The sequence below is a fragment of the Flavobacterium sp. MR2016-29 genome (assembly GCF_015350695.1).
GTDB lineage: Bacteria > Bacteroidota > Bacteroidia > Flavobacteriales > Flavobacteriaceae > Flavobacterium.
This window is the reverse complement of sequence record NZ_JADKPU010000001.1, coordinates 926038-947740: the sequence shown is the minus strand read 5'-3', so window position 1 is coordinate 947740 and position 21703 is coordinate 926038. Positions and strand designations below refer to the sequence as shown.

General features: G+C 32.5%; 20 protein-coding genes. 8 read left to right on the top strand and 12 right to left on the bottom strand.

What is annotated here, in order from left to right:
* Nucleotides 1–36: 36 nt before the first annotated feature.
* On the bottom strand, nucleotides 37–1965 hold the full coding sequence (locus IR010_RS04310) for a vWA domain-containing protein (protein WP_194566941.1): 1929 nt from the start codon (nucleotides 1963–1965) through the stop codon (nucleotides 37–39).
* 285 nt (nucleotides 1966–2250) lie between these two features.
* On the opposite strand from IR010_RS04310, the gene IR010_RS04305 reads away from it, so the two are divergent.
* Nucleotides 2251–3363 carry a lactonase family protein gene (locus tag IR010_RS04305; RefSeq protein WP_194601896.1) on the top strand — a complete coding sequence of 371 codons (1113 nt, stop codon included), beginning with the start codon at nucleotides 2251–2253 and terminating at the stop codon, nucleotides 3361–3363.
* 148 nt (nucleotides 3364–3511) lie between these two features.
* Here the strand turns inward: IR010_RS04305 and IR010_RS04300 are convergent, their stop codons facing one another.
* The 3 genes from IR010_RS04300 to IR010_RS04290 form a co-directional block, all read right to left on the bottom strand.
* On the bottom strand, nucleotides 3512–4870 hold the full coding sequence (locus IR010_RS04300) for a DEAD/DEAH box helicase (RefSeq protein WP_194601894.1): 1359 nt from the start codon (nucleotides 4868–4870) through the stop codon (nucleotides 3512–3514).
* A gap of 102 nt (nucleotides 4871–4972) precedes the next feature.
* The gene (locus tag IR010_RS04295; protein WP_194566935.1) at nucleotides 4973–5737 is read right to left on the bottom strand and encodes a TIGR02757 family protein; all 765 of its coding nucleotides are present in this window, start codon (nucleotides 5735–5737) and stop codon (nucleotides 4973–4975) included.
* A gap of 25 nt (nucleotides 5738–5762) precedes the next feature.
* Entirely contained in the window at nucleotides 5763–6428 is a 666-nt protein-coding gene (locus IR010_RS04290) for an ABC transporter ATP-binding protein (RefSeq protein WP_029269118.1), read from the bottom strand.
* A gap of 292 nt (nucleotides 6429–6720) precedes the next feature.
* On the opposite strand from IR010_RS04290, the gene IR010_RS04285 reads away from it, so the two are divergent.
* Nucleotides 6721–7020, top strand: a complete 300-nt coding sequence (locus tag IR010_RS04285) for a hypothetical protein (protein ID WP_029269120.1) — start codon at nucleotides 6721–6723, stop codon at nucleotides 7018–7020.
* Here the strand turns inward: IR010_RS04285 and IR010_RS04280 are convergent.
* From IR010_RS04280 to IR010_RS04255, 6 genes are all read right to left on the bottom strand, one after another.
* Nucleotides 7017–7319, bottom strand: a complete 303-nt coding sequence (locus tag IR010_RS04280) for a DUF6787 family protein (RefSeq protein WP_029269122.1) — start codon at nucleotides 7317–7319, stop codon at nucleotides 7017–7019. The genes IR010_RS04285 and IR010_RS04280 overlap by 4 nt on opposite strands.
* Nucleotides 7320–7352: 33 nt before the next feature.
* Nucleotides 7353–7793, bottom strand: a complete 441-nt coding sequence (locus IR010_RS04275; protein WP_194566931.1) for a DUF6146 family protein — start codon at nucleotides 7791–7793, stop codon at nucleotides 7353–7355.
* 204 nt (nucleotides 7794–7997) lie between these two features.
* Nucleotides 7998–8561: a hypothetical protein gene (locus IR010_RS04270; RefSeq protein WP_194601890.1), complete on the bottom strand. Its 564-nt coding sequence runs from the start codon at nucleotides 8559–8561 to the stop codon at nucleotides 7998–8000.
* A gap of 102 nt (nucleotides 8562–8663) precedes the next feature.
* The gene (locus IR010_RS04265) at nucleotides 8664–9614 is read right to left on the bottom strand and encodes a D-2-hydroxyacid dehydrogenase (protein WP_194566929.1); all 951 of its coding nucleotides are present in this window, start codon (nucleotides 9612–9614) and stop codon (nucleotides 8664–8666) included.
* Nucleotides 9615–9737: 123 nt separating this feature from the next.
* Nucleotides 9738–10808, bottom strand: a complete 1071-nt coding sequence (gene serC, locus IR010_RS04260) for a 3-phosphoserine/phosphohydroxythreonine transaminase (protein WP_194601887.1) — start codon at nucleotides 10806–10808, stop codon at nucleotides 9738–9740.
* A gap of 92 nt (nucleotides 10809–10900) precedes the next feature.
* Nucleotides 10901–11974, bottom strand: coding sequence for an acyl-CoA reductase (locus IR010_RS04255; RefSeq protein WP_194601884.1), 1074 nt, complete (start codon nucleotides 11972–11974; stop codon nucleotides 10901–10903).
* Between the two features lie 155 nt (nucleotides 11975–12129).
* On the opposite strand from IR010_RS04255, the gene IR010_RS04250 reads away from it, so the two are divergent.
* Nucleotides 12130–12483: a 4Fe-4S dicluster domain-containing protein gene (locus IR010_RS04250; protein ID WP_029269133.1), complete on the top strand. Its 354-nt coding sequence runs from the start codon at nucleotides 12130–12132 to the stop codon at nucleotides 12481–12483.
* 166 nt (nucleotides 12484–12649) lie between these two features.
* The gene (locus tag IR010_RS04245) at nucleotides 12650–13813 is read left to right on the top strand and encodes a hypothetical protein (RefSeq protein WP_194601880.1); all 1164 of its coding nucleotides are present in this window, start codon (nucleotides 12650–12652) and stop codon (nucleotides 13811–13813) included.
* 33 nt (nucleotides 13814–13846) lie between these two features.
* Here the strand turns inward: IR010_RS04245 and IR010_RS04240 are convergent, their stop codons facing one another.
* A complete protein-coding gene (locus tag IR010_RS04240) occupies nucleotides 13847–14593 on the bottom strand; it encodes a class I SAM-dependent DNA methyltransferase (protein WP_194601877.1) in 747 nt (248 codons plus the stop codon).
* A gap of 78 nt (nucleotides 14594–14671) precedes the next feature.
* The gene (locus IR010_RS04235) at nucleotides 14672–17326 is read right to left on the bottom strand and encodes a TonB-dependent receptor (RefSeq protein ID WP_029269136.1); all 2655 of its coding nucleotides are present in this window, start codon (nucleotides 17324–17326) and stop codon (nucleotides 14672–14674) included.
* A 321-nt stretch (nucleotides 17327–17647) separates the two neighbouring features.
* On the opposite strand from IR010_RS04235, the gene ychF reads away from it, so the two are divergent.
* The 4 genes from ychF (at nucleotide 17648) to IR010_RS04215 (ending at nucleotide 21672) form a co-directional block, all read left to right on the top strand.
* Nucleotides 17648–18742 (top strand): redox-regulated ATPase YchF, encoded by a 1095-nt coding sequence (ychF, locus tag IR010_RS04230; RefSeq protein ID WP_194601875.1) that lies wholly within the window; start codon nucleotides 17648–17650, stop codon nucleotides 18740–18742.
* 458 nt (nucleotides 18743–19200) lie between these two features.
* Nucleotides 19201–20166, top strand: a complete 966-nt coding sequence (locus IR010_RS04225) for a YihY/virulence factor BrkB family protein (RefSeq protein WP_194566920.1) — start codon at nucleotides 19201–19203, stop codon at nucleotides 20164–20166.
* Nucleotides 20163–20687: an NADPH-dependent FMN reductase gene (locus IR010_RS04220; protein ID WP_194601871.1), complete on the top strand. Its 525-nt coding sequence runs from the start codon at nucleotides 20163–20165 to the stop codon at nucleotides 20685–20687. Before IR010_RS04225 ends, IR010_RS04220 begins: the two co-directional genes overlap by 4 nt.
* A 4-nt stretch (nucleotides 20688–20691) precedes the next feature.
* Entirely contained in the window at nucleotides 20692–21672 is a 981-nt protein-coding gene (locus tag IR010_RS04215; protein ID WP_194601868.1) for a transglutaminase domain-containing protein, read from the top strand.
* Nucleotides 21673–21703 lie beyond the last annotated feature (31 nt).

Genomic DNA, 21703 nt, shown 5'->3' with positions numbered 1-21703 from the left:
TGTAAAAAGTAAAATGCCTTAAAACAAACGCGAATTCTATTTTACAAATTTTATAATTGCCATTTCTAATGCTAAAAATAACAGAGCAAAGATAACAAACCATTTCCAAATTTGGCTGTCAGTTCGCTCAGTTTGTAAGGTGTTGAAAATGGTCGAAATGGTATCTGCAGTTTTAAAATCTGAAACTACATTTGTATTTACTTGACTCAAATCACTTTCGCTTCGTTTATAATTAAAACTCAGATTTTCAACCCATTCTTTTTTGTCATAAATACTATAATTTCCAGCTGTTTCAGGGAAATCATTAAATGTCAATTTTACTTTATTATTTAATATTTGCTGAATCGGAATAAACGAATCATCATTTCCTTTTACTTCTAAAATTGCGTCTTTTGTCAGTAAAACATCAACAAAATAAGGTTGATTATTGCCAATCGTTAATGCGTTTACACCTGTTTTCTGATTGTTTTGTCCCATTTTATAAAACAGCGGAACAATTAATGGCGATTGCTGAAAATTTGAATTTTCACTGTTAATTGGTGCTGAAAATACTGTAATTCCAGAAACTGGATTCTGAATTGAAGTTACAAATACACTTTGATCTTCATACGATATAACTGCTGGATATGGAGTAGAAATAGCAAATGAACTGCTCGTTTTAGGATATTGAAAATTCGTAATTTTATTCTCAAAAACACCAGAAAATAAAGGATGATCAAAGTTGATTTTGGTAATTAATTTGCTGTCGGTTCTTAAATTATTAAACTGAACTTTTCCAAAATTTCCTAAAAATGAATTCAGATTTGAGATCGAACTTTTCTCAGAAGGGATTACAACTAAATTACCGCCTTTTGAAACAAATGCTTTTAAAGTAGTTTGAAGTGCTTGAGGAACTTCGATTAATTCATTCAGAATAATAGTATTTTGTTTTTCTAGACTATTGTAATCTAAACTGCTGATTGAGTAATTGTTGTAATTGAATTCAGCCGATGTATAAATTCGAGATAAGAAGTTGCTTTTTTCAGGTTCTCCAATGCTGATAACATTTGTTTTTTTAGATTTAGAAATACTGAAATAAAGCTTATTATCATAATTCAGTCCATTATCTTCAATGGTTACATACCCGTGAAAAGCTTCTTTCGGAATAGTAAAATTGATTTTCTTTTTCTTCGAATCAAAATTAATAATTGTTTTGGCTATCAGTTTATTTTGATTGTAAAGCGCCATTGAAATAGGTTTAAAATCGTCTCCATAGGCCGATAATGCAACACTTATTTCGTAAAAATTCTCTAAAGTCTGATTGATAAAAACACTGTCAACAGCAATGTTGTTTTTTTGTTCGGCTTCCGGAATAATAAAATATGGTTTTTCTTCTGTATCAATGTTTTTTACATCTTTTTCTGCTAAACCAACAGCATCTGTAATAATGACAATATCTTTTTTATGTGCTGACTTATGCGCTTTAATCTTAGCCATAATCGATGAAAGTTCAAAAGGAGTTGCGCTGTATTTTAAGTTTTGCAAAGCGCCTTTCGAAGATTTAATATCGGTATTCCAGTAATTTTCGGTATTAGTTAAAAGCGAAAATTGAGTGTTTTCTGGTGTGTTTTCTAATAATTCCTGAACCGCACGCTTTAGCAATTCACCTTTTTTTCCTTTAGCCTGCATACTAAACGAATTATCTAGAATAATATACATTTCGTTTGTGGCATTTTTGCTGTCTTTGGCTTCAAAATAAGGCTGTGCAAAAGCAATAATGGCAAAAGTCAGCAGTAATAAACGAGTAGCAAGCAATAATCGTTTTTTGATTTTCGAACTTTTACGAGTCTGAACAGCGAGTTCTTTTAAGAATTTGACGTTGGTAAAATAAGAAGTTTTGAAACGTCGTAATTGAAATAAATGAACCAAAATTGGAACAATCAATAAAAACAGAAAGTATAGAATTTCGGGATGTTTAAAATGCATTCTGGCTTCGATTTAACTTCACTACGTTTTGTAGATACTGGTCAAAAATACAAATTTTTACTCAAACCTTGTATTATATTTAGTTAAACCATATAAGTAATGTAAGAGATTATAAGCTAGTCTTTATAAGCATAAAATTAAATAAAGTTATATTTCTTGTATAGCTAAAAAAGGAAAAAAAATAGTTTGAAATATGTAACTTTTGGAAATTCATTTATAACAAAAAATGCAATTTCTATTGATAATATTGAGTATTTTAGCGTATTCAAAAAACAATTAAAAACTATGAAAAGATTATATATGCTGCTTTTTTCAGCTTTAGCTTTTACAAACTTACAAGCCCAAAATAAATTTAATTTATTAGTGGGAACTTACACAAATACCTGCAAGAGCGACGGAATTTACGTTTACGAATTCAATTCAAATTCGGGAGAATTTAAGTTAAAGAATTCTTCTGAGGGCGTTTTGAGTCCGAGTTATTTGTCAGTTTCAGCAGATAATAAATTTATTTATGCAGTAAACGAAAACGGAACTCAAAGTACTGTAAGTGCTTTTAGATACAATTCGCCAAACGGAAAGCTTACTTTTTTAAATAAAAATGATGCATTGGGTGCAGATCCTTGTCATTTAATTAATGACAGTCAAAATGTAATTGTTGCGAATTATTCAGGTGGAAGCATAGTAGTTTTTAAAAAGAGTCCTAATGGAAGCATTACACCAGTACAACAGTTGATTCAGCATGAAGGAAAAGGACCAAATGTTGCGCGCCAAGAAAAAGCACACGTGCATATGGTAGTTTTTTCTCCAGATAAAAAGTTTGTTTTATCGAACGATTTAGGTTTAGATAAAATTTTCATTTACAAATACAATCCGAATTCTAAGAACGAAATGCTGACTTTAAAAAGTACTGTCGATGTAAAGCCAGGAAGCGGACCAAGACATTTGACTTTTAGCAAAGACGGAAAATTTGTCTATTTAATTCAAGAATTAGATGCTACATTAACGACTTTTAGTTACGATAAAACAGGAAATCTTAAGGTTCTTGCCGAAACAAGTATTCTTCCAAAAGGATTTACAGGCGGAACTGGCGCTGCAGCGATAAAAATTTCACCTGACGGAAACTTTTTATACGTTTCTGACCGAGTTGATGCCAATGCTATTTCAGTTTACAAAATTCTTAAAAATGGGAGTATCGAATTAGTTGAACAGCAAAGTACTTTAGGAAAAGGCCCAAGAGATTTTGCCATTGACCCAACAGGAAATTACCTTTTAGTTGGTCATCAATATACAAATGATATAATTATTTTTAAAAGAGATAAAACTACCGGAAAGCTTACTGATACAGGAAAAAAGATTGAACTGTGTTCACCTGTAGGATTGATTTTTACTAAGATATAGCTTTTTTTAAGTACTGAGTTTCTAAGATGCTAAGGGACTAAGTTTAAAATATAAAAGAGGGTTGAGTTTCAAAAAAAACTCAACCCTCTTTTATAAAATAAGAAACCTCAGAATCTTAGCATCTTAGAAACTCAGTACCTTTTTAAATCTATTTATCCTTATCCTTATCCTTTCTTTTCTTATCTCTCGTTTTCAACATATTTCGATTGACAGAACCGTGGGTTTTCTTTTTTGTTTTTGAAGGCCCTCCTAAATTGACTTTCTTATTCTTTTTAGCTTTATCATGAAATGCACCATCACCATCAAGTTTCACTTTTTTCATTAAAAACTTAATCGGCTGTTTGTCTTTTTCAGGTTCAATTAGTTTTAATGAAACTTCTACTTCTTCTGGAAATGCCGCAACTTCTAATTCCTGATTCATTAAAACTTCTACTTCTACTTTAAATTCTTCTTCACGAGGCGTGATGAAACTTATTGCAGTTCCTGTTGCATCTGCACGACCTGTACGGCCAATTCTGTGCATATACAATTCTGGAAATTCAGGAAGCTCAAAGTTAATAACGTGAGAGATATTCGAAATATCTAAACCTCTCGCCATAATATCAGTAGTAATTAATCCACGTAAATTTCCTTCTTGAAATTCTGCCATTGTACTCAAACGATAATTTTGAGATTTATTAGAGTGAATAACTCCAAACTGACCTTCAAAATCTTCCTCAATACGCGTATGAAGCATGTCTGAAATCTTTTTATTATTCACGAAAACCAAAACACGTTCCATGCTTTCGTTTGTTTGTAATAAATGTTTTAACAGATTTACTTTTGTATTGAAATTAGGGACATTATAGGTGATTTGAGTAATGTTTTCAAGTGGTGTTCCTGAAGCAGCAAGTGTTACCTCTTCTGGAAAATCAAAAAAGTCATTTAAAACAGCATCAACTTCATCTGTCATTGTTGCAGAGAATAAAATGTTCTGACGCTTGGTTTTCATCATCGCCAAAAGTGCTGTCAATTGTGTACGGAAGCCAAGATTCAGCATTTCATCAAACTCATCAATAACTAATTTTTGAGTTTCATCAAAACGAATTACAGCATCTAGTGCTAAATCCATTGTTCTGCCAGGGGTTCCTACTAAAATGTCAACTCCTTCGTAAACTGCTTTTTTTTGCGTATTGATGTTTACTCCACCAAAAATACCAAGCGTACTAACCGACATGTATTTGGTTAATTTCTCGACTTCTTCTACCACCTGAACTACTAATTCGCGGGTTGGAACAAGAATTACAATTTTAGGCGTATTGGTTGGTGTAAATTTGTATAGTTTTAAAAGAGGCAATAAATATGCAAAAGTTTTACCGGTACCAGTTTGTGCAATTCCCATCATATCTCGGCCAGACATAATCACAGAAAAGGATTTTTCCTGAATAGGAGTAGGCGTAACAAAGCCTAATTCATCGATTGCTTTTTGTACTGATTTTGGAAGATTGAATTTTTCGAAAGTGCTCATTTGCATTAAATTTTGTGCAAATGTACGTTAAATTGATGGTTAGATCACTAGATTTTTCGAATCATCTAATAATCGGTTCATCTAATAATCTAATTATCAAAATCAAAACCCTTCAAAAACACCCAAACCAAATAAGGCAAAATCATATTTTACAGGATCTCTTGCATCCATTTTACGAAGTTGTAAATCTAATTCAGCTAATGCTTTTGCGTCATTTTGCTTTCGCGAAAGTATTCCAAGTTTGCGCGCTACATTTCCTGAATGAACATCCAGCGGACAAGATAATGCTGCAGGCGAAATAGTTTTCCAAATTCCTAAATCAACTCCTTTAGAATCCTGACGCACCATCCATCGCAGATACATATTAATTCTTTTGGCGGCCGAATTGTTTAACGGATCTGAAATGTGTTTTTGGGTTCGAGGCAAATGATCGATTTCAAAAAATAATTTCTTGAATTCATGAATGCTTTTCTGTAAACTGTTTAGTTCTTGGTTTTTAGAAAAAACAGTTTCTAAGCCATTATGGTTTTTATAAATGTGCTGCAATCCTTTTATAAAGCTTCCAAAATCTTTTCCGTTAAAAGTTCTGTGTACAAAATTTTCCAATCTCGCCAGATCTTCTTCAGAATGAGACATCACAAAATCGTAGGGTGTGTTTCCCATTAATTCCATCATTTGATGTGAATTTTTGATAATCATTTTACGATTTCCCCAAGCGATTGTAGCGCTTAAAAAACCAGCAATTTCAATATCTTCTTTTAATGAAAACAAATGTGGAATCTGCACTGGATCACTTTCAATAAAATCTTGATTGTTGTATTGAATGACTTTTTCGTCTAGAAATTCTTTGAGTTCTAATTTATTCATAATAATGTTGAACAGCGATTTAGTTTTAATTGCTAATCTGTCCGTCTACCATAATTAATTTTCGATCTGCCATATTGGCTAATTCTTCGTTGTGTGTTACGATTACAAATGTTTGTCCGAATTCATCACGAAGCTGAAAAAATAATTGGTGCAAATTTTCAGCAGAATGAGTGTCTAAATTTCCAGACGGTTCATCGGCAAAAATAACATCTGGTTTATTGATTAGAGCTCTCGCAACAGCTACACGTTGCTGTTCTCCTCCTGAAAGTTCGTTTGGTTTGTGATTTATGCGATGCGATAATCCTAAATATGTCAGCAGTTTTTTAGCTTCATCTTCTGTTTCAGATGGTTTCTTACCTGCAATATAAGCAGGAATGCAAACATTTTCTAAAGCTGTAAACTCAGGCAAAAGCTGATGAAACTGAAAAATAAAGCCTAAATTCATATTTCTGAATTTCGACAAAGCTTTGTCATTAAGGCCTAAAATATTTTCTCCATTTATAGTTAATGAAGTTTCAGTATTTGATTTTGATGGTTTGTCAAGCGTTCCTAAAATATGCAGTAAAGTGGTTTTTCCAGCTCCAGAAGCCCCTACAATCGAAACAATTTCTCCTTTTTTAATGTGCAGGTCAACTCCTTTTAAAACTTCAAGCTGGTCGTAGAATTTATGTATATTTTTTGCGTGTATCATTTTTGAAACTGTTTCTACAAAGAAACAAAGATTCTGCCGATATAAAAATTCGTTCTAACAGAAATTTATGAAAGTATTTAGCGGTAAGAGCTAAAGAAAACCTACGTGTCAATGTTCTTCAAATAATTGTATTTTAATAATGGAATGACTTTTGAGTAATAAGTTTTGCAAATATCAAGTTTCTAGAAAAATAATCACTTAGAAACGTGGTAATTAAGAAATAAATTTGAAAAAATAAATAAGCTGATTAAAAGTAAAACTTTTAAATTAGAACAATCTAAATTCAATTAAAATGCAGGAAGTTAAAGTAATAAGAGAAGACGATAGAACTAGAAAACTACTATTAGGTTTGCTTTTGGATGGAATCGGAATGATTTCGTTCAGTATTCCGTTAATTGGAGAATTCTCAGATGTCATTTGGGCGCCTATTGCCGCATTTATAATGACAAGAATGTACAAAGGCAGAGTAGGGAAAGTGGCTAGTATTTTGACATTTGTTGAGGAAATAATTCCATTTACAGATGTTATTCCTTCATTTACACTTACGTGGATTTACACTTACTATTTTCAAAAACAGGATAAGGAAATTTAGTCTTTAAAAAGAAAACCTAATCCCATTTTTTTTAGCATTTTCTTTTCAAAATTCCAAAAAAAGCGGAATTGCCCAAAAATACTCCCAATTATAACTAATAAAACTTGATAGATAGGAAAAATAATCAATAAGCGGATTAAGGTAAACCAACCTCCAAAATCTTCCTTGCTAATACCCAGCCAAACGCAAAAAGGCTTAGACAGCCATGCAGATGCCGATCCGGTGATCGCAAAAACGATAAAGATAATAATGGCTTGTAAGTTTGAGGTAATTCCCCAGCGTTTCTTTAATCTGTTCATTCTTTATTTATAACAATTACAAATATAAGAACATTATCGTATTGGTACATATCCGCCTAGCTTTTGTTTGTATGTATTTTGAAAATAAATCATATAATTGTAAATCAGGTAATTTACTTCATAACCGTAATGAATCTGAGGTTGATAATCAATACGCATTTCATACAAATTTGGATTATATCGCTGTGGCTGATTGACTCTGTTATTCCACTCGGTTACATACAGATAATTTTTGTTTTCAAGATAAGACAATGAATAATAATTTCTGGGCTGTGCCATAGATGCCAGCCAAGTGCTGAAACCGCTATCAATAATAATTACTTCATATTCTAAAGAGTCATTTGCAATTCTTACAGTATCATTTATATTTTTGTTTGCTTTACCCGCATTTGCCTCTGCTACAGTATTTTTTGATGCTGTAGAACAAGCAACTATCGTAAATAGAACTATTAATATGTAAATGCAATTTTTCATAATACTGATTATCAGATCTAAATTTACAAATAAATCAGGAAAGAGTTTTATTTTTTAACAGTTTATAGTGAGGTTCAAAGTGACAAAGGTTCAAAGTGACAAAGGTTCAAAGTGACAAAGGTTCACAGCGACAAAGGTTCAAAGTGACAAAGATTTTAAAAACCTTTGTTCCTTTGAACCTGTAATCCTTTATAACTTTAAAAGTTATTTACTTCCAAACAATCTCCCAATAAATCCTGAGATGCCACCTTTGGTTTTGGCAACTACTAGAACATCAGCAACATCAACTTTTCCGTCGGCGTTTTGGTCTAGGCCAAACTGCATTCCGTATTTGGAGATTGTATCCATTATACTTGACGCTTGGCCACTGTTTCCTGAAATTGAATTGATGATATCAGAAATTTGAAAGCTGTTGTCGTTAGGATCTTTAGCTTTGTTTATTAAAGAATTCAAAACCTGTGGAATCATGCTTGAAGCTACACCCGCAGAGTCAGCGCTGCTTAATCCGAATTTTTCACCTAGGCTTCCGGTTAACTGTTGTGTTATTTGCTGTACAACGGGATTTGAACTGTCTAATTTAGAAGTTCCGTTAAATAAACCTGCTAGTTGTTCAGCTCCTCCTTCTGAAGCAATTTTTTGTAGTCCCGCAAAAATAGAATTGCCGGTCTCGCTTATTACGGCTTCATTATGTTCATTTGGGACAGCAGTATTTTTAACAACGGCATCGCCTCCGTATTGCTGTACTAATTGGGTCAATTGTTCAAACATGATATTTAGATTTAGATTAGACGACAAAATTAATCAAAAAAGAAAGGGATTTACTACAAATAAGTAGTAAATCCCTCTAAAGTTAATCTATTTTTTGATTACTTAGCTCAACAAAGAAATAATTTGTGATGCTAGTTCTGTACCAATTCTGTCTTGTGCTTCTCCAGTTGCAGCTCCAATGTGTGGAGTCAAAGAGATTTTTGGATGCATTAAAATTGTCATTTCTGGTTTTGGCTCGCTTTCAAAAACGTCTAATCCAGCAAAAGCAACTTTTCCTGAATCTAAAGCTTTTATTAAAGCAACTTCGTCAATTACGCCGCCACGTGCACAGTTTACGATTCCGACACCATCTTTCATGATCTCAAATTCTTTTTCACCAATAATATAACCATCTTGAGCTGGAACGTGCAATGTAATGAAATCAGCTTCTTTAAACAAAGATTCTAATGATTGAGAAACGATTGTAGTTGTAATGGATTGTCCGTCAAAAAATTCTACTTTAATGTCTACTTTTGGAATAAAACTATCTGCAGCGATAACTTTCATTCCTAAACCAAGCGCCATTTTTGCAGTTGCCTGACCAATACGTCCAATACCAACAATACCAAGTGTTTTTCCTCTTAATTCAACACCATTTGCGTAAGCTTTTTTCAAACCATCAAAGTTTGAATCTCCTTCAAGAGGCATATTTCTGTTAGAATCATGCAAAAAACGAACACCAGAAAATAAGTGTCCAAATACCAATTCAGCAACAGATTCTGATGATGAAGCAGGTGTATTAATTACATGAATCCCTTTGCTTTTAGCGTAATCAACGTCAATATTATCCATACCAACACCACCGCGTCCGATAACTTTAAGACCTGGGCAAGCATCAATAATATCTTTACGAACTTTAGTTGCACTACGAACTAAAACTACGTCTACATTGTTTTCATTCACAAAATTAGCAACTTGTTCTTGAGCTACTTTTGTAGTTATAACTTCAAATCCGCCTTTTTCTAAGGCTAGAATTCCACTTTTAGAAATTCCATCATTGGCTAATACTTTCATTTTTTTTTTTGATATTTAAAGATTGAAAAATTTCATAATTGAAATATTCAATCTGAATTGTTAGAATGAAAAAACAGAATGATTTAGATATAAAAAAATCTTTAAGTCATTCAATATTTCAATTTAAATCTTTGTTTCCAATGCTTTCATTACATCAACTAAAACCTGAACACTTTCTATAGGCATAGCGTTGTAAATAGAAGCTCTGTAGCCACCTACTGAACGGTGTCCTGGCAATCCTGAAATTCCTGCAGCTTTCCATAAAGCATCAAAAGTTTCTGTATGATCAAGGTTGTTTAATAAGAAAGTAACATTCATTTTAGAACGGTCTTCAACAGCAGCAGCACCTTTAAATAATGGGTTTCTGTCGATTTCAGCATAAAGTAAATCTGCTTTTGCATCGTTTAATTTTTCGACAGCAGCGATTCCGCCTTTTTCTTTAATCCATTGTAAAGTTAATAACGAAACGTAAACTGCAAAAACAGGTGGCGTATTGTACATACTTTCTGCTTTGATATGTTTAGCGTAGTCTAACATACTTGGAATTGTTCTTCCGTTTTTTTCTAAAATTTCTTCTTTAACCACTACCAGAGTAGTTCCTGCAGGACCCATATTTTTTTGAGCTCCGGCATAAATTAAATCAAATTTTGAGAAATCTAAATCACGTGAAAATATATCAGAACTCATATCGCAAACAACAGGAATGTTAGTTGCCGGGAATTCTTTCATTTGAGTTCCAAAAATGGTATTGTTGCTTGTACAGTGAAAATAATCAGCATCACTTGGTATTGTATATCCTTTTGGAATATGGTTGTAATTTTCTTCTTTTGAAGAAGCTACAACAACAGTTTCTCCAAAATACTTAGCTTCTTTTATTGCAGCAGTTGCCCAAGTTCCTGAATCTAAATAAGCCGCTTTTCCGTTTTCTTTCATCAAGTTATATGGAGCCATTAAGAATGCAGTACTTGCTCCGCCTTGTAAAAATAAGGCTTGATATCCTTTTCCTTGAAGTCCTAATAATTCTAAAGCAAGCGAACGAGCTTCATCCATAACAGCAACGAAATCTTTGCTTCGGTGCGAAATTTCAAGAATAGAAAGTCCTGAATCATTAAAATTTAAAATTGCTTTTGATGCCTTCTCAAAAACTTCCTGAGGTAAAATACTTGGTCCTGCGCTGTAGTTGTGTTTTTTCATGGTTGTTGTTAATAGTCGAAATTTTAAAGACGCAAATTTCGGCAATAGGAGCTGAAAAAGCGATAAATTATTCGAAATAATTAAACATATTTTTACTTTGTTGTTAACAAAAACGTTATAGTATCTACGTTATCTGCATAATCCCACAATTGAGGATTTTGGGTTTGTCCGAAGGGAATGCTGTTTTGAATTAAATCACCGCTCACAATGCATTGAATTTGCTTAGAATCAGCTTCAAGACGCGCTTTTAAATCGTCTATATTCTCATAGAATTCGTAAAAAACACTCGAAATAGGCGAGGCATAGCTCGGATCTTCCTTTAAAGTCAAAAAGCCGTTATCTAATAATTTAAAATTGCTCATTAAAAATACAGCCTTGTTATAGTCATAATTGTTAGCGTATTTTTCGTAATGAATTACATCCTGATATTTAAAAATAGCTTGAAAAAATGCATCAAATGTGTAGCCTTTCGGAACAAAAAGCTTCGAAACATTGCGGCATCCTAAACCGAAGTACCGAAAAATATCTTCGCCTAAAGCTTCTAATTGTTCGTGGGTTTCTTTTCCGCTTAAGACTGCTGCGGAATTTCTATTTTTTCGAATGATTGAAGGCTTATCTTTAAAATAATATTCAAAATATCGTGAAGTATTGTTGCTTCCAGTGGCAATAACCGTATCAAAGTTTTCCAGTTTTCCTTCCACGAAAGTGATCTTATCATTTAAATTTTCATCAACAGCAATTAAATATTTAGCTAAAAAAGGCAATAAATGCTGATCGTTAGAAGAAGTTTTAATTAATGCTTTATTTCCAGTAATTAAAACAGACAAAAAATCATGAAAACCTACAAGCGGAATATTGCCAGCTAAAATTAAGGCAACCGTTTTCTCTTTATGATCTGCTTGATTAAATTCTGTGACATATTTAGAAAGCCATTTATCAATGTTTTCTTCTGTCAAGGCCTCTGCCCAAGAATTTATTGCAAAATAAACTTGTCCAGGTGTATACCATCCGTTATGAGATTGAGATAAATGTATTAATTTTTCAAAATCATCAAAAAAGATTTCGTTGTATAAAACGGCAGATTTTTTTTCAGATTTCTCTTCAGAGAACTGACTTAAAAAATTTCCTAATTCAACAAAAACACTTTTTTTTGTTTCTAATGTCATAATGTTTGCTTATGAATTGTTTTGATTGTAATTTTGCACAAAAATAAGCATAAATAAGTCGAAAGTCAAAAGTCATCCGGTCAAAAGCCGAAAATGTCTTTTTATATTTTTTTGACTTTATAACTTTAAGACTTTTAATTTTAAGACTAAGAAAAATGGCAATAATTATAACTGACGAATGCATAAACTGTGGGGCTTGTGAACCAGAGTGCCCAAATACAGCAATTTATGAAGGCGCTGATGATTGGAGATATAAAGATGGTACAAGTCTTAAAGGAAAAGTAATCTTACCAGATGGAACTGAAGTTGATGCAGATGATGCTCAAACCCCAATTTCTGACGAAGTATATTATATTGTTCCAGGAAAATGTACGGAGTGTAAGGGTTTTCATGATGAACCGCAATGTGCTGCTGTATGTCCTGTTGATTGTTGTGTACCAGACGATAATCATGTTGAAGACGAAGAAACCTTGTTGAACAGACAAGCGTTTTTGCATGGTGATGAATAAAATTTAAAGTAAAATATTGAAATCCTGAGTGTTAAGCTCAGGATTTTTTTTTAGCATTTATGCAGGTTTAATGGGAGTTTTGTTTTTGATGATCAATGTTTTGGTGAACAAATGTTAATTTATAAAGAATAATTTAATATATTAGTCGAAAATTTAATAATAGCAAATGAGAACACTGTTAATTTTATTTGTCGTATTATTTAGCAACGCTGTTTTTGGTCAAAATGAAACATATTCTATAATTGTAAAAGATATAGAAACACAATTGCCTATTGAAGATGCAATGGTTGTTGTTTTAAAAACCAAACAGATTTTAATGAGTAATAAAGAAGGTAAAGTAACTTTTGTTCTCAAAGGTGGCTCAAACATTGAGGTTTCTCAAACTGATTATGAGCCTCTAACACTTCGCTGGGCATCTTTAAAAGAAAATGATTTTGTAGTTTATTTAAATAATAAGAACACAAAACTCGACGAAATTGTGGTATCCAAACAATCTCCACAAAAAATGCTTCAAAAAATAGTTTCTAATTCTAGACAAAAATTAGCGGCTTCTTATCGGTTAAAAGTATATGTGAGAGAGTTTTTTATGCTTGACAGCAAATATTCTTATTATAACGACGGATTAGTGAATTTTCAGTTTACAGGTAATCAAAAAAAATCATCGACCACATTATTAGTAGAACAAAATAGATCTTATGGTTTGTTGGAAACAGATGTGAGTGCGGATTTAATGGGGTATAATTTGAATAATATTATGGAAAATTATGCAAACCTAAATTATTTTGATCCTATTTTAGATTCAAAAGCCAAGAAAGAATATGAATTTAGCACAAAGGGACATCCTACCAATCCAGAATATTATATAATGTCTATTTCGCCTCTAGACAAATCTAAAAAAGCGCTGGATACTTTTGAAATTATCTATGATCCGATAAAAAAGCTAATTCTGGAATTCAGCATAACTATTACTCCTGGAAATCTTGCTCAAATTGAAGAACAAACAAAAATAGGTTCTAAAAATGTAACCAAATCTGTTGTCAAGGTAAGTTATAGAGTTGATGGCGAAGACTATTATTTACTGACTTCAAACGAAGAGATTGCATATGATCTTATTTTAAAAGATAAAATTAAAAATATTCAGGTTCGGAATAATTTTATTACGACCAACTTCAACAGGCAAAATTTTACCTATAAAGAGAGTGATGTTTTTAAAGAAAAATCACTATTCAATAAAAAGAATAAAGTATTGACCAACTATTGGGATATTTCTGGATTTACAGCCACCGAAGAAGAAAAAGGAATTATAAATGGGCTGGAATTTAAAATGTAATTAAAAAACCTGAGTTTAAACTCAGGTTTTTTTTTAGGACTTTCTTTTTGCTACAATAACGTAAGTATCATAAGCATAGGTTTTTCGGTCTATAGTTTTTAGTATTTCGAAGTTGTTCAAATATAAAAAAAGCTGTATTTCATTGAGTGTAAAAACGCGTACAGTCGAAAAATCATTTTCAAGAATTTCTTTTTCTCCATTTGTAATAATATAATACTGTGCTGTCCATTCTAGCATAAAGTTCTCCAGTGAATTGTTAGTGTCCCAATGGCTTTCTCTTATATAATTGATGTTCTCATAAACTGCTTGATGAATAATTACGGGATTATCTTTTGTAAAAGGAATAAAGCGGTTTGCATCGATAAAATCAAAAATCAGCACACCATTTTCAGTCAGGTTTTTATGCACGGAGTCAAAAGTTCTGTTGATGTCATCATTCGTAATCAAATAACTGGTAGATCTTCCGGTAATTAAAATTGAATCTACAGAACTGCTCAATTTAAATTCACGCATATCGCCTTGAAGAAATGTACAATCTTTATTGCGTTCTCTCGCAATTGAAATCATATCTTCACTATAATCCAGACCTGTATAATTTTGTTTGTTTTCTTGGAATCTTTTGGCGAGGTTTCCTGTTCCGCTTCCTATTTCTAAAATTGAAAAAGCATTGTTTTCTTGAACAAGTTTGTTGTAAAAAGTATATTCTTCGTCATAATTTACAAATGTCTGATACATCGCATCGTAAATCTTTGCCATTTTGCCATCATATAAATTTGCCATTGCCTTGATTTTTAATTATAAAAGTAAAAAAAAGACTGTCATATGACAGTCTTTTTAAATATTTAATTGTGTTTTAGATTAGAATTTATAGTTTAAAGATAAATTAAACATAGTACCTAACTGGCTGAAATGGAAACCGTCATATGTCATTTGAGAATAACGTCCATTAAAAGTAATTAAGTTGTATTGTGTTTTTGTTTGAGCTGGATCTGCTAATATTGCAGTTCCGGCAGCATTGTCTGCTTTAAATTCCCATTCTGGTAAAACATTAAATAAGTTGTTTACGTTTAGCGCGAAAGTTAATTTTTCAGTGGCATTAAAATTAATACCTAAATCAGTAACAACTTTAGGAATAAATTCTGTTCTTAAGTTAGCATCTAAACCATCTTGATTGAAGGTTGTTTTTCCAAAATAAGTATTGTTAAGAGAGAAACCAAATTTACCAATTTCGTAATTTCCGCCTAAGATCCATTTTGTTTTAGGTCTAGATGTAAAAGTCAAAGAAGTTAAAATATCTCCAAATGAGTTATTTGTTACAGGAGAAATTCTTTCATTTTGAAAAGTAACGTTTCCAGATAAGTTAATCCCTAATTTACCTGATCCAATTCCGATATTATTGTATCCAGTAACTACGTCTAAACCAGAAGTTCTTGAATCGAAAGAGTTAGAAAACCAAGCCACATTACCAAATGGAGTGTCTTGTCTGTCTCCTAATACAATTCTGTCTTCTACTTTAATGTTATAGTAATCTAAAGTAATATTAAAATCTCTGAAAGGTTTTGCACCAATACCAACAGTAATGTTTGTAGATTTTTCAGGATCTAATGATGGAATTCCTAATTGACGTGCTTGAGGAGAAACGTTATTGATAATACCGCTTACTTGAATTCCTTGTCCAGCTACGAAAGAATATTGCGATTTTTGAGTATAAATTTGGTGTAAAGTAGGCGCTCTGAAACCAGTTGAGATAGATCCTCTTAAAGTAATTTTATCATCTAAGAATTTATATCTTGTGCTTGCTTTCCAAACCGTTGCTCCACCAAAATCACTATATTCTTCGTGACGCACAGTTCCGTTAATTAAGAAGTCTTTTGTGATATCAAAAGCAACATCTAAATAAACACCTACATTGTAGCGATTCCATTTTCCTGAATTTTCAGGTCTGTTACCTGCAAAAGAGTCAGCTCCAGTTCCGTCCCAAGATGCTTTATCTCCTTCCATAACGGTGAAATATTCACTTCTAAACTCAGATCCAAAACCAATACTGATTTTGTCTGAAACAATTTTAGAGATATCAATATTTCCAACTACGTGATTAAAAGAAGTTCCACCTGGTTTAAACGAAATAGGGCTATTTTCTCTGTATACATTTTCGCCATTTTCGTCAACGATATTAGATCTGTTTACAGAGTTGTTTACAGAGTATACTTGTTTGTTTCCTCCAACAGTTATACTCGCATCAGTATTCCATCCATTTTTTACATTTTTGAAACCTAATGTACCGTTATAATCTGTTAAGTCACCTTCAAAAGTGGGTACGTAGCCTTCGTAAACTCTATTAGCACCAGTACCTTTTCCGAAAAAATCAATAAGATAAGGATCATCTGCTAAAGTTCTCCAGTAAGGCGTTCTGTAATTCGCGAAAGAGTTTACTTTTTTGTACACATAAGCAGCGTTGTAATATACTTTTGTGTTGTCGCTTATGTCGTTGCCTCCGTTAATAAGGAATTTAGCAGCAGCTGTTTCCGGAGAACCGTTAATGTTTCCAGCATCAGGATGTTTGGCAAGAAAAGCTTGCACATCAGCAATATCAGCGCCAAAATCTCCAGCATCTCCAGCAGCATCAACTGTTCCTGGTCTGTTTGCTAAATTTACTTTAGAGAAGTCAATAGTATAATTTAAGAATCCTTTTTCACCAACTGTAGTTCCATTGTTTAAGCTAACGCCTAACATTTCTCCATCACCTTCAGAAGTGATACCGCTTCTTACCGTTAATGAGCCATCAGTTGCGTTTTTCTTTAAAATGATGTTCATTACACCAGCAATTGCATCAGAACCGTACTGAGCAGATGCTCCATCACGAAGAATCTCAACTCTTTCGATTGCATCTGTAGGTATTGCAGAAATATCTGCACCCGTTTCTCCACGTCCCGGAGAAGTCTGTACGTAAAGCAAAGAGCTTAAATTTTTACGTTTACCATTAATAAGGATCAAAGTTCTGCTAGGTCCCATATTTCTGATTTCGTAAGGGTCAAGTAAGGAAGTTGCATCATTTACAGGAGTTTGTACAGTATTAAAGGAAGGAATTTTATACTGCAGTGCCTTATCAAATGTAGCTTGCCCCGTCGAAGTTAAATCCTTTGAAGACAAAACATCAATAGGCAATGCACTTGTTGTATTACTTCTGGCTGCTGTTCTTGATCCTGTAACTACTACTTCGTCAAGATTTTGACCACTTTCTTCAGATAAAGAAACATCAATTGTAGAAGTAGAAGCAACTCTTGTAACACTGCTGTAGCCCATATAACTAAAAATTAAAGAAGCACCTTCTTTTACTGTTATTTTATATGTCCCGTCAATATCGGTAGAAACACCGTTGTTAGTTCCTTTTTCTAAAATGTTGACTCCCGGAAGCGGTGTTCCTGTATTGTCTTTGACAACACCTGTAACTTGCTTTTGCGCAAAAATAAATAAGGTGTTAAATAGAAATAATAGTAATGCAATTTTTCTCATGTTAAAACTTGTTTTGGTTAAAATTTTAATAGCGGTTTGTTAAATATTGCGATAAAAGTAGTCTTATTTAACAAAATATTAGTAAAAAGTTTATTTTTTTTTAGGAAAAGTAGTAAAAAAACATATATCGTCATTTTTTGTTTAGTTACGAGCTATTAAATCTTATATTTGCAAAATTTTAGAGGCAAAATATATGATTTTGTCAAAAAATAAATTATAAGAAAAAACAATCAGTTTATATGCTAAATATTTGATTTAAAGTCAATAAAATAAGCGTCTGAGAAGATTAAATTCAAATAAAAAATAAATATTTATCTACATATGAAAGCAGGAATTGTAGGATTGCCAAATGTTGGAAAATCAACATTATTTAATTGTTTATCTAATGCAAAAGCGCAAAGTGCGAACTTCCCGTTTTGTACAATCGAACCTAATATTGGTGTTGTAAACGTTCCGGATCCGAGAATCAATAAATTAGAAGAATTGGTAAAACCAGAGCGCGTGCAAATGGCAACTGTAGATATTGTAGATATCGCAGGTTTGGTAAAAGGAGCGAGCAAAGGCGAAGGCTTAGGAAACCAATTTTTAGGAAACATTAGAGAGTGTAATGCTATTATTCACGTTTTACGTTGTTTTGATAATGACAATATTGTTCACGTAGATGGAAATGTAAATCCAATTCGTGATAAAGAAACTATCGATATCGAATTACAGCTAAAAGATTTAGAAACAGTTGAAAAACGTTTAGAAAAAGTAAATCGTGCAGCTAAAACTGGAAATAAAGAAGCGCAGACTGAAAAAGCACTTTTAGACAGAATCAGAGAAGCATTATTACAGACGAAATCTGCTCGTACTATTGTACCTCAAGGTAACGATGAGGAAGTTTTAATGGAATCTTTCCAACTAATTACTGCAAAACCAGTTTTATACGTTTGTAATGTTGATGAAAATTCAGCTGTAAACGGAAACAAGTATGTAGACCAAGTTCGTGAATTAGTAAAAGACGAAGATGCTGAAGTTATCATTCTTTCAGTAGGAGCAGAGGCTGATATTACAGAATTAGAAAGCTACGAAGAGCGCCAGGTTTTCCTTGAAGATATGGGATTAACAGAGCCGGGAGCATCAGTTTTAATTCGTGCAGCTTACAAATTATTAAAACAACAAACTTACTTTACTGCAGGTGTAAAAGAAGTTCGTGCCTGGACCATCAATATTGGAGCAACAGCGCCACAAGCCGCTGGAGTTATCCACACTGATTTTGAAAAAGGATTCATTCGTGCTGAAGTTATTTCATACGAAGACTACGTTCAATACGGTTCTGAAGCAAAAGCAAAAGAAGCAGGAAAATTCAAAGTTGAAGGAAAAGAATATATCGTAAAAGATGGTGATGTAATGCACTTCCGTTTCAACGTATAAATTCTAGAAAATAGAATAAAGAATAAAGAGAATAGACTTGAACTGCTGGAGAAATTCAGCAGTTTTTTTATGCTCTAAAAATCACGATTGTGAGGCTTATCGAAATGACAAACTAATCAGTTCAAATCCGTGTCATCCGCGAGCCATTGTTCAGAACCTATTTCCAGCTTTACTCTTCAAGATTTTTCCTTAATTTATTTTTTTGTCCGGCATAAAAAGAGCTTCCTCCGGTCGCTTTTTTATCACCGCAAAAAATATAAATTAATAAAAAATGCTTTCCGTTTCAATCTGGGTAGACGTAAAATGCTTAAAATCAATTTTAATGAATATAAAAAGTTTCAAAATAATGGTTTTTCAAAATAATTTCACATGGTAAAAATGTAAACTTTAACGAAAAAGCGAGAATTTAAAATTTTCCTTATTTGCTAAATTTGATAGCATATTAAAAATCAAAAAATATGGTAAAAATCAAAAATATATTCGCCAAATCTTGGTTTCTGCTCAAGAATACTTTTTTAGAATTTAATGATGACAACGCTATTAAACTTAGTGCTGCATTAGCGTATTATACCATATTTGCACTACCTCCATTATTAATTATCATTATTACAATCTGTGGATTTTTCTTTGGAGAAGATGCTGTAACAGGACAATTGTACGGACAAATAAACGGGTTAGTAGGAAATGGAGCCGCAATCCAGATTCAGGAAGCTATAAAAAATGTACAGCTTTCTGGAAGCAATGTTTTTGCAACCGTATTCGGAATTGTGATGCTGTTAATTGGAGCTTCAGGAGTTTTTGCTGAAATCCAAAGTTCTATCAATTTTATTTGGGGTTTGCGCGCCAAACCCGATAAAGGATTAAAGAAATTCATTCAGAACCGATTGATGTCATTCTCAATGATTGCCTCGGTTGGTTTTTTAATGCTTGTCAGTTTGTTTATAAATACAACACTTGATGTAGTCAGTTCACGTTTAAAAATATATTTTCCAGAAAGCACCGTTTACTTGTTTTACATTGTTAATACCGTAATTGTGCTGGCAAGTATTACGATACTTTTCGCAATTATTTTTAGAACATTGCCTGATGGAAAAATAAGATGGAAAGATGCTTTTATAGGTTCAGGAGTTACTGCTGTACTTTTTATGATTGGTAAATTTGCCATTGGTTTTTATTTAGGAAGTTCTACAGTTGCTTCTGTATACGGAGCAGCCGGCTCTGTAATAATTATTCTGGTTTGGGTCTATTATTCGGCAATTATTCTGTATTTTGGAGCAGAATTTACCAAAGTATATGCAAAATCATACGGAGGTAAAATTTATCCGAATGAATATTCAGTAGAAATAGCAAAAGAGATTTTTGAAATTGATACACCCAAAAACAAACCAATAGAAGACAAATTATTAAAAGAGCAAAAACCATGAAAATCATAGCATTTGGAGGAAGTAACAGTCAACATTCGATCAACAAAAGATTAGCGGCTTACGCAGCAAGTTTATTCGAAAATGCCGAAGTCGAAGTTTTAGATTTAAATGATTTCGCAATGCCATTATTTAGCGTAGATCTTGAAAAACAAGTAGGACAGCATGAACTTGCAAAAGCATTTCTTGCTAAACTGCAGAGTGCAGATATTTTAGTTGTTTCGCTTGCAGAAAACAACAATAACTACTCAACAGCATTTAAAAACCTATTCGATTGGAGTTCTAGAATTACCAAAGAAGTTTTTCAGCAAAAACCAATGTTATTATTGGCAACTTCGCCTGGATCAAGAGGAGGAGCGTCAGTTTTAGAAATTGGCCGCAATGCCTTGCCAAGATACGGAGCTCAAATAAAAGGCAGTTTTTCATTGCCTGCTTTTAATGCAAATTTTGATTTAGAAGAAAATAAAATTTCAAATACAGAGTTAGATAAAGAGCTGAAAGACATTATTAAATCTAGTTTTTAAGTACATGCCAACAAAAAAAATACTTTTTTTATTCCTTTCTATAAATTTAATTTTGCTGCAATCTTCATTTGCGCAAAAATATACTGCTGTAGATAATATTGTTTCAAAATATCCTAAAAACTTCGATACAACTGAAGATTTGGCAGAAAGAATACAAAAAGATTTTACCTCAGAACACGATAAAGCAAGAGCCATTTTCAGCTGGATGGCCTTCAATATAAAATACGATTTTGCCACTTTTTTAAATCCTCCAAGAAAACAAGGTTTTACTTATAGCAGCGAAGCAGAAAAACAAAGAAAAATAAAACAGCTCAATGATAAACTAATTCAAAAAGCATTTAAATCTCAGAAAGCGGTTTGTGAAGGTTTTACAGCTTTATATCAACATTTAGCTTCTCTGGTTGGCTTAAAATCTGAAATTATCAGAGGAGATTCTAAAACGAGATTAGCTGACATTGGAAGAAAAAACACCACTTCAAATCATGCGTGGAATACTGTTTTAATTGACGGAAAATGGCGGCTTGTTGATGTAACTTGGGCACAGGGCTATTATGACAGCAGTAAAGGCAAAATGATAAAAGAGTTTGCCCCGGTTTATTTTGATACAGATCCAGATTATTTTTTTGCTAAACATTTTCCTGATTCGGGGTCTTATTTAGGAAATAAATTAGATAGAAATGAATTCTTAAACGGACCTTTAATCTATAATAAAGCAATTGAAGGAGATAATAAAGTTAAAGAACCAACTGCTGGAATACTTGAAGTTAAAAGAGGAGATAAAATAACTTTTGAGATTAAAAACGTTTCAAAATCAGATTTATTTTTTTATCTGAATAAAAAGAATCAGCCTGTTAAAATTCAAAATTCTAAGGAAAAAAGAGGAGGTTTAGAATTTCAAATTACTTTTGATAATATGATCGGAGATTATCTTACTTTTTTTCTGGATACAAACAGTATCGTTTCTTTTAAAGTAGTTTCAAAGTAGTATTTTTCAGTATGTTTGCTTTATTGAATTT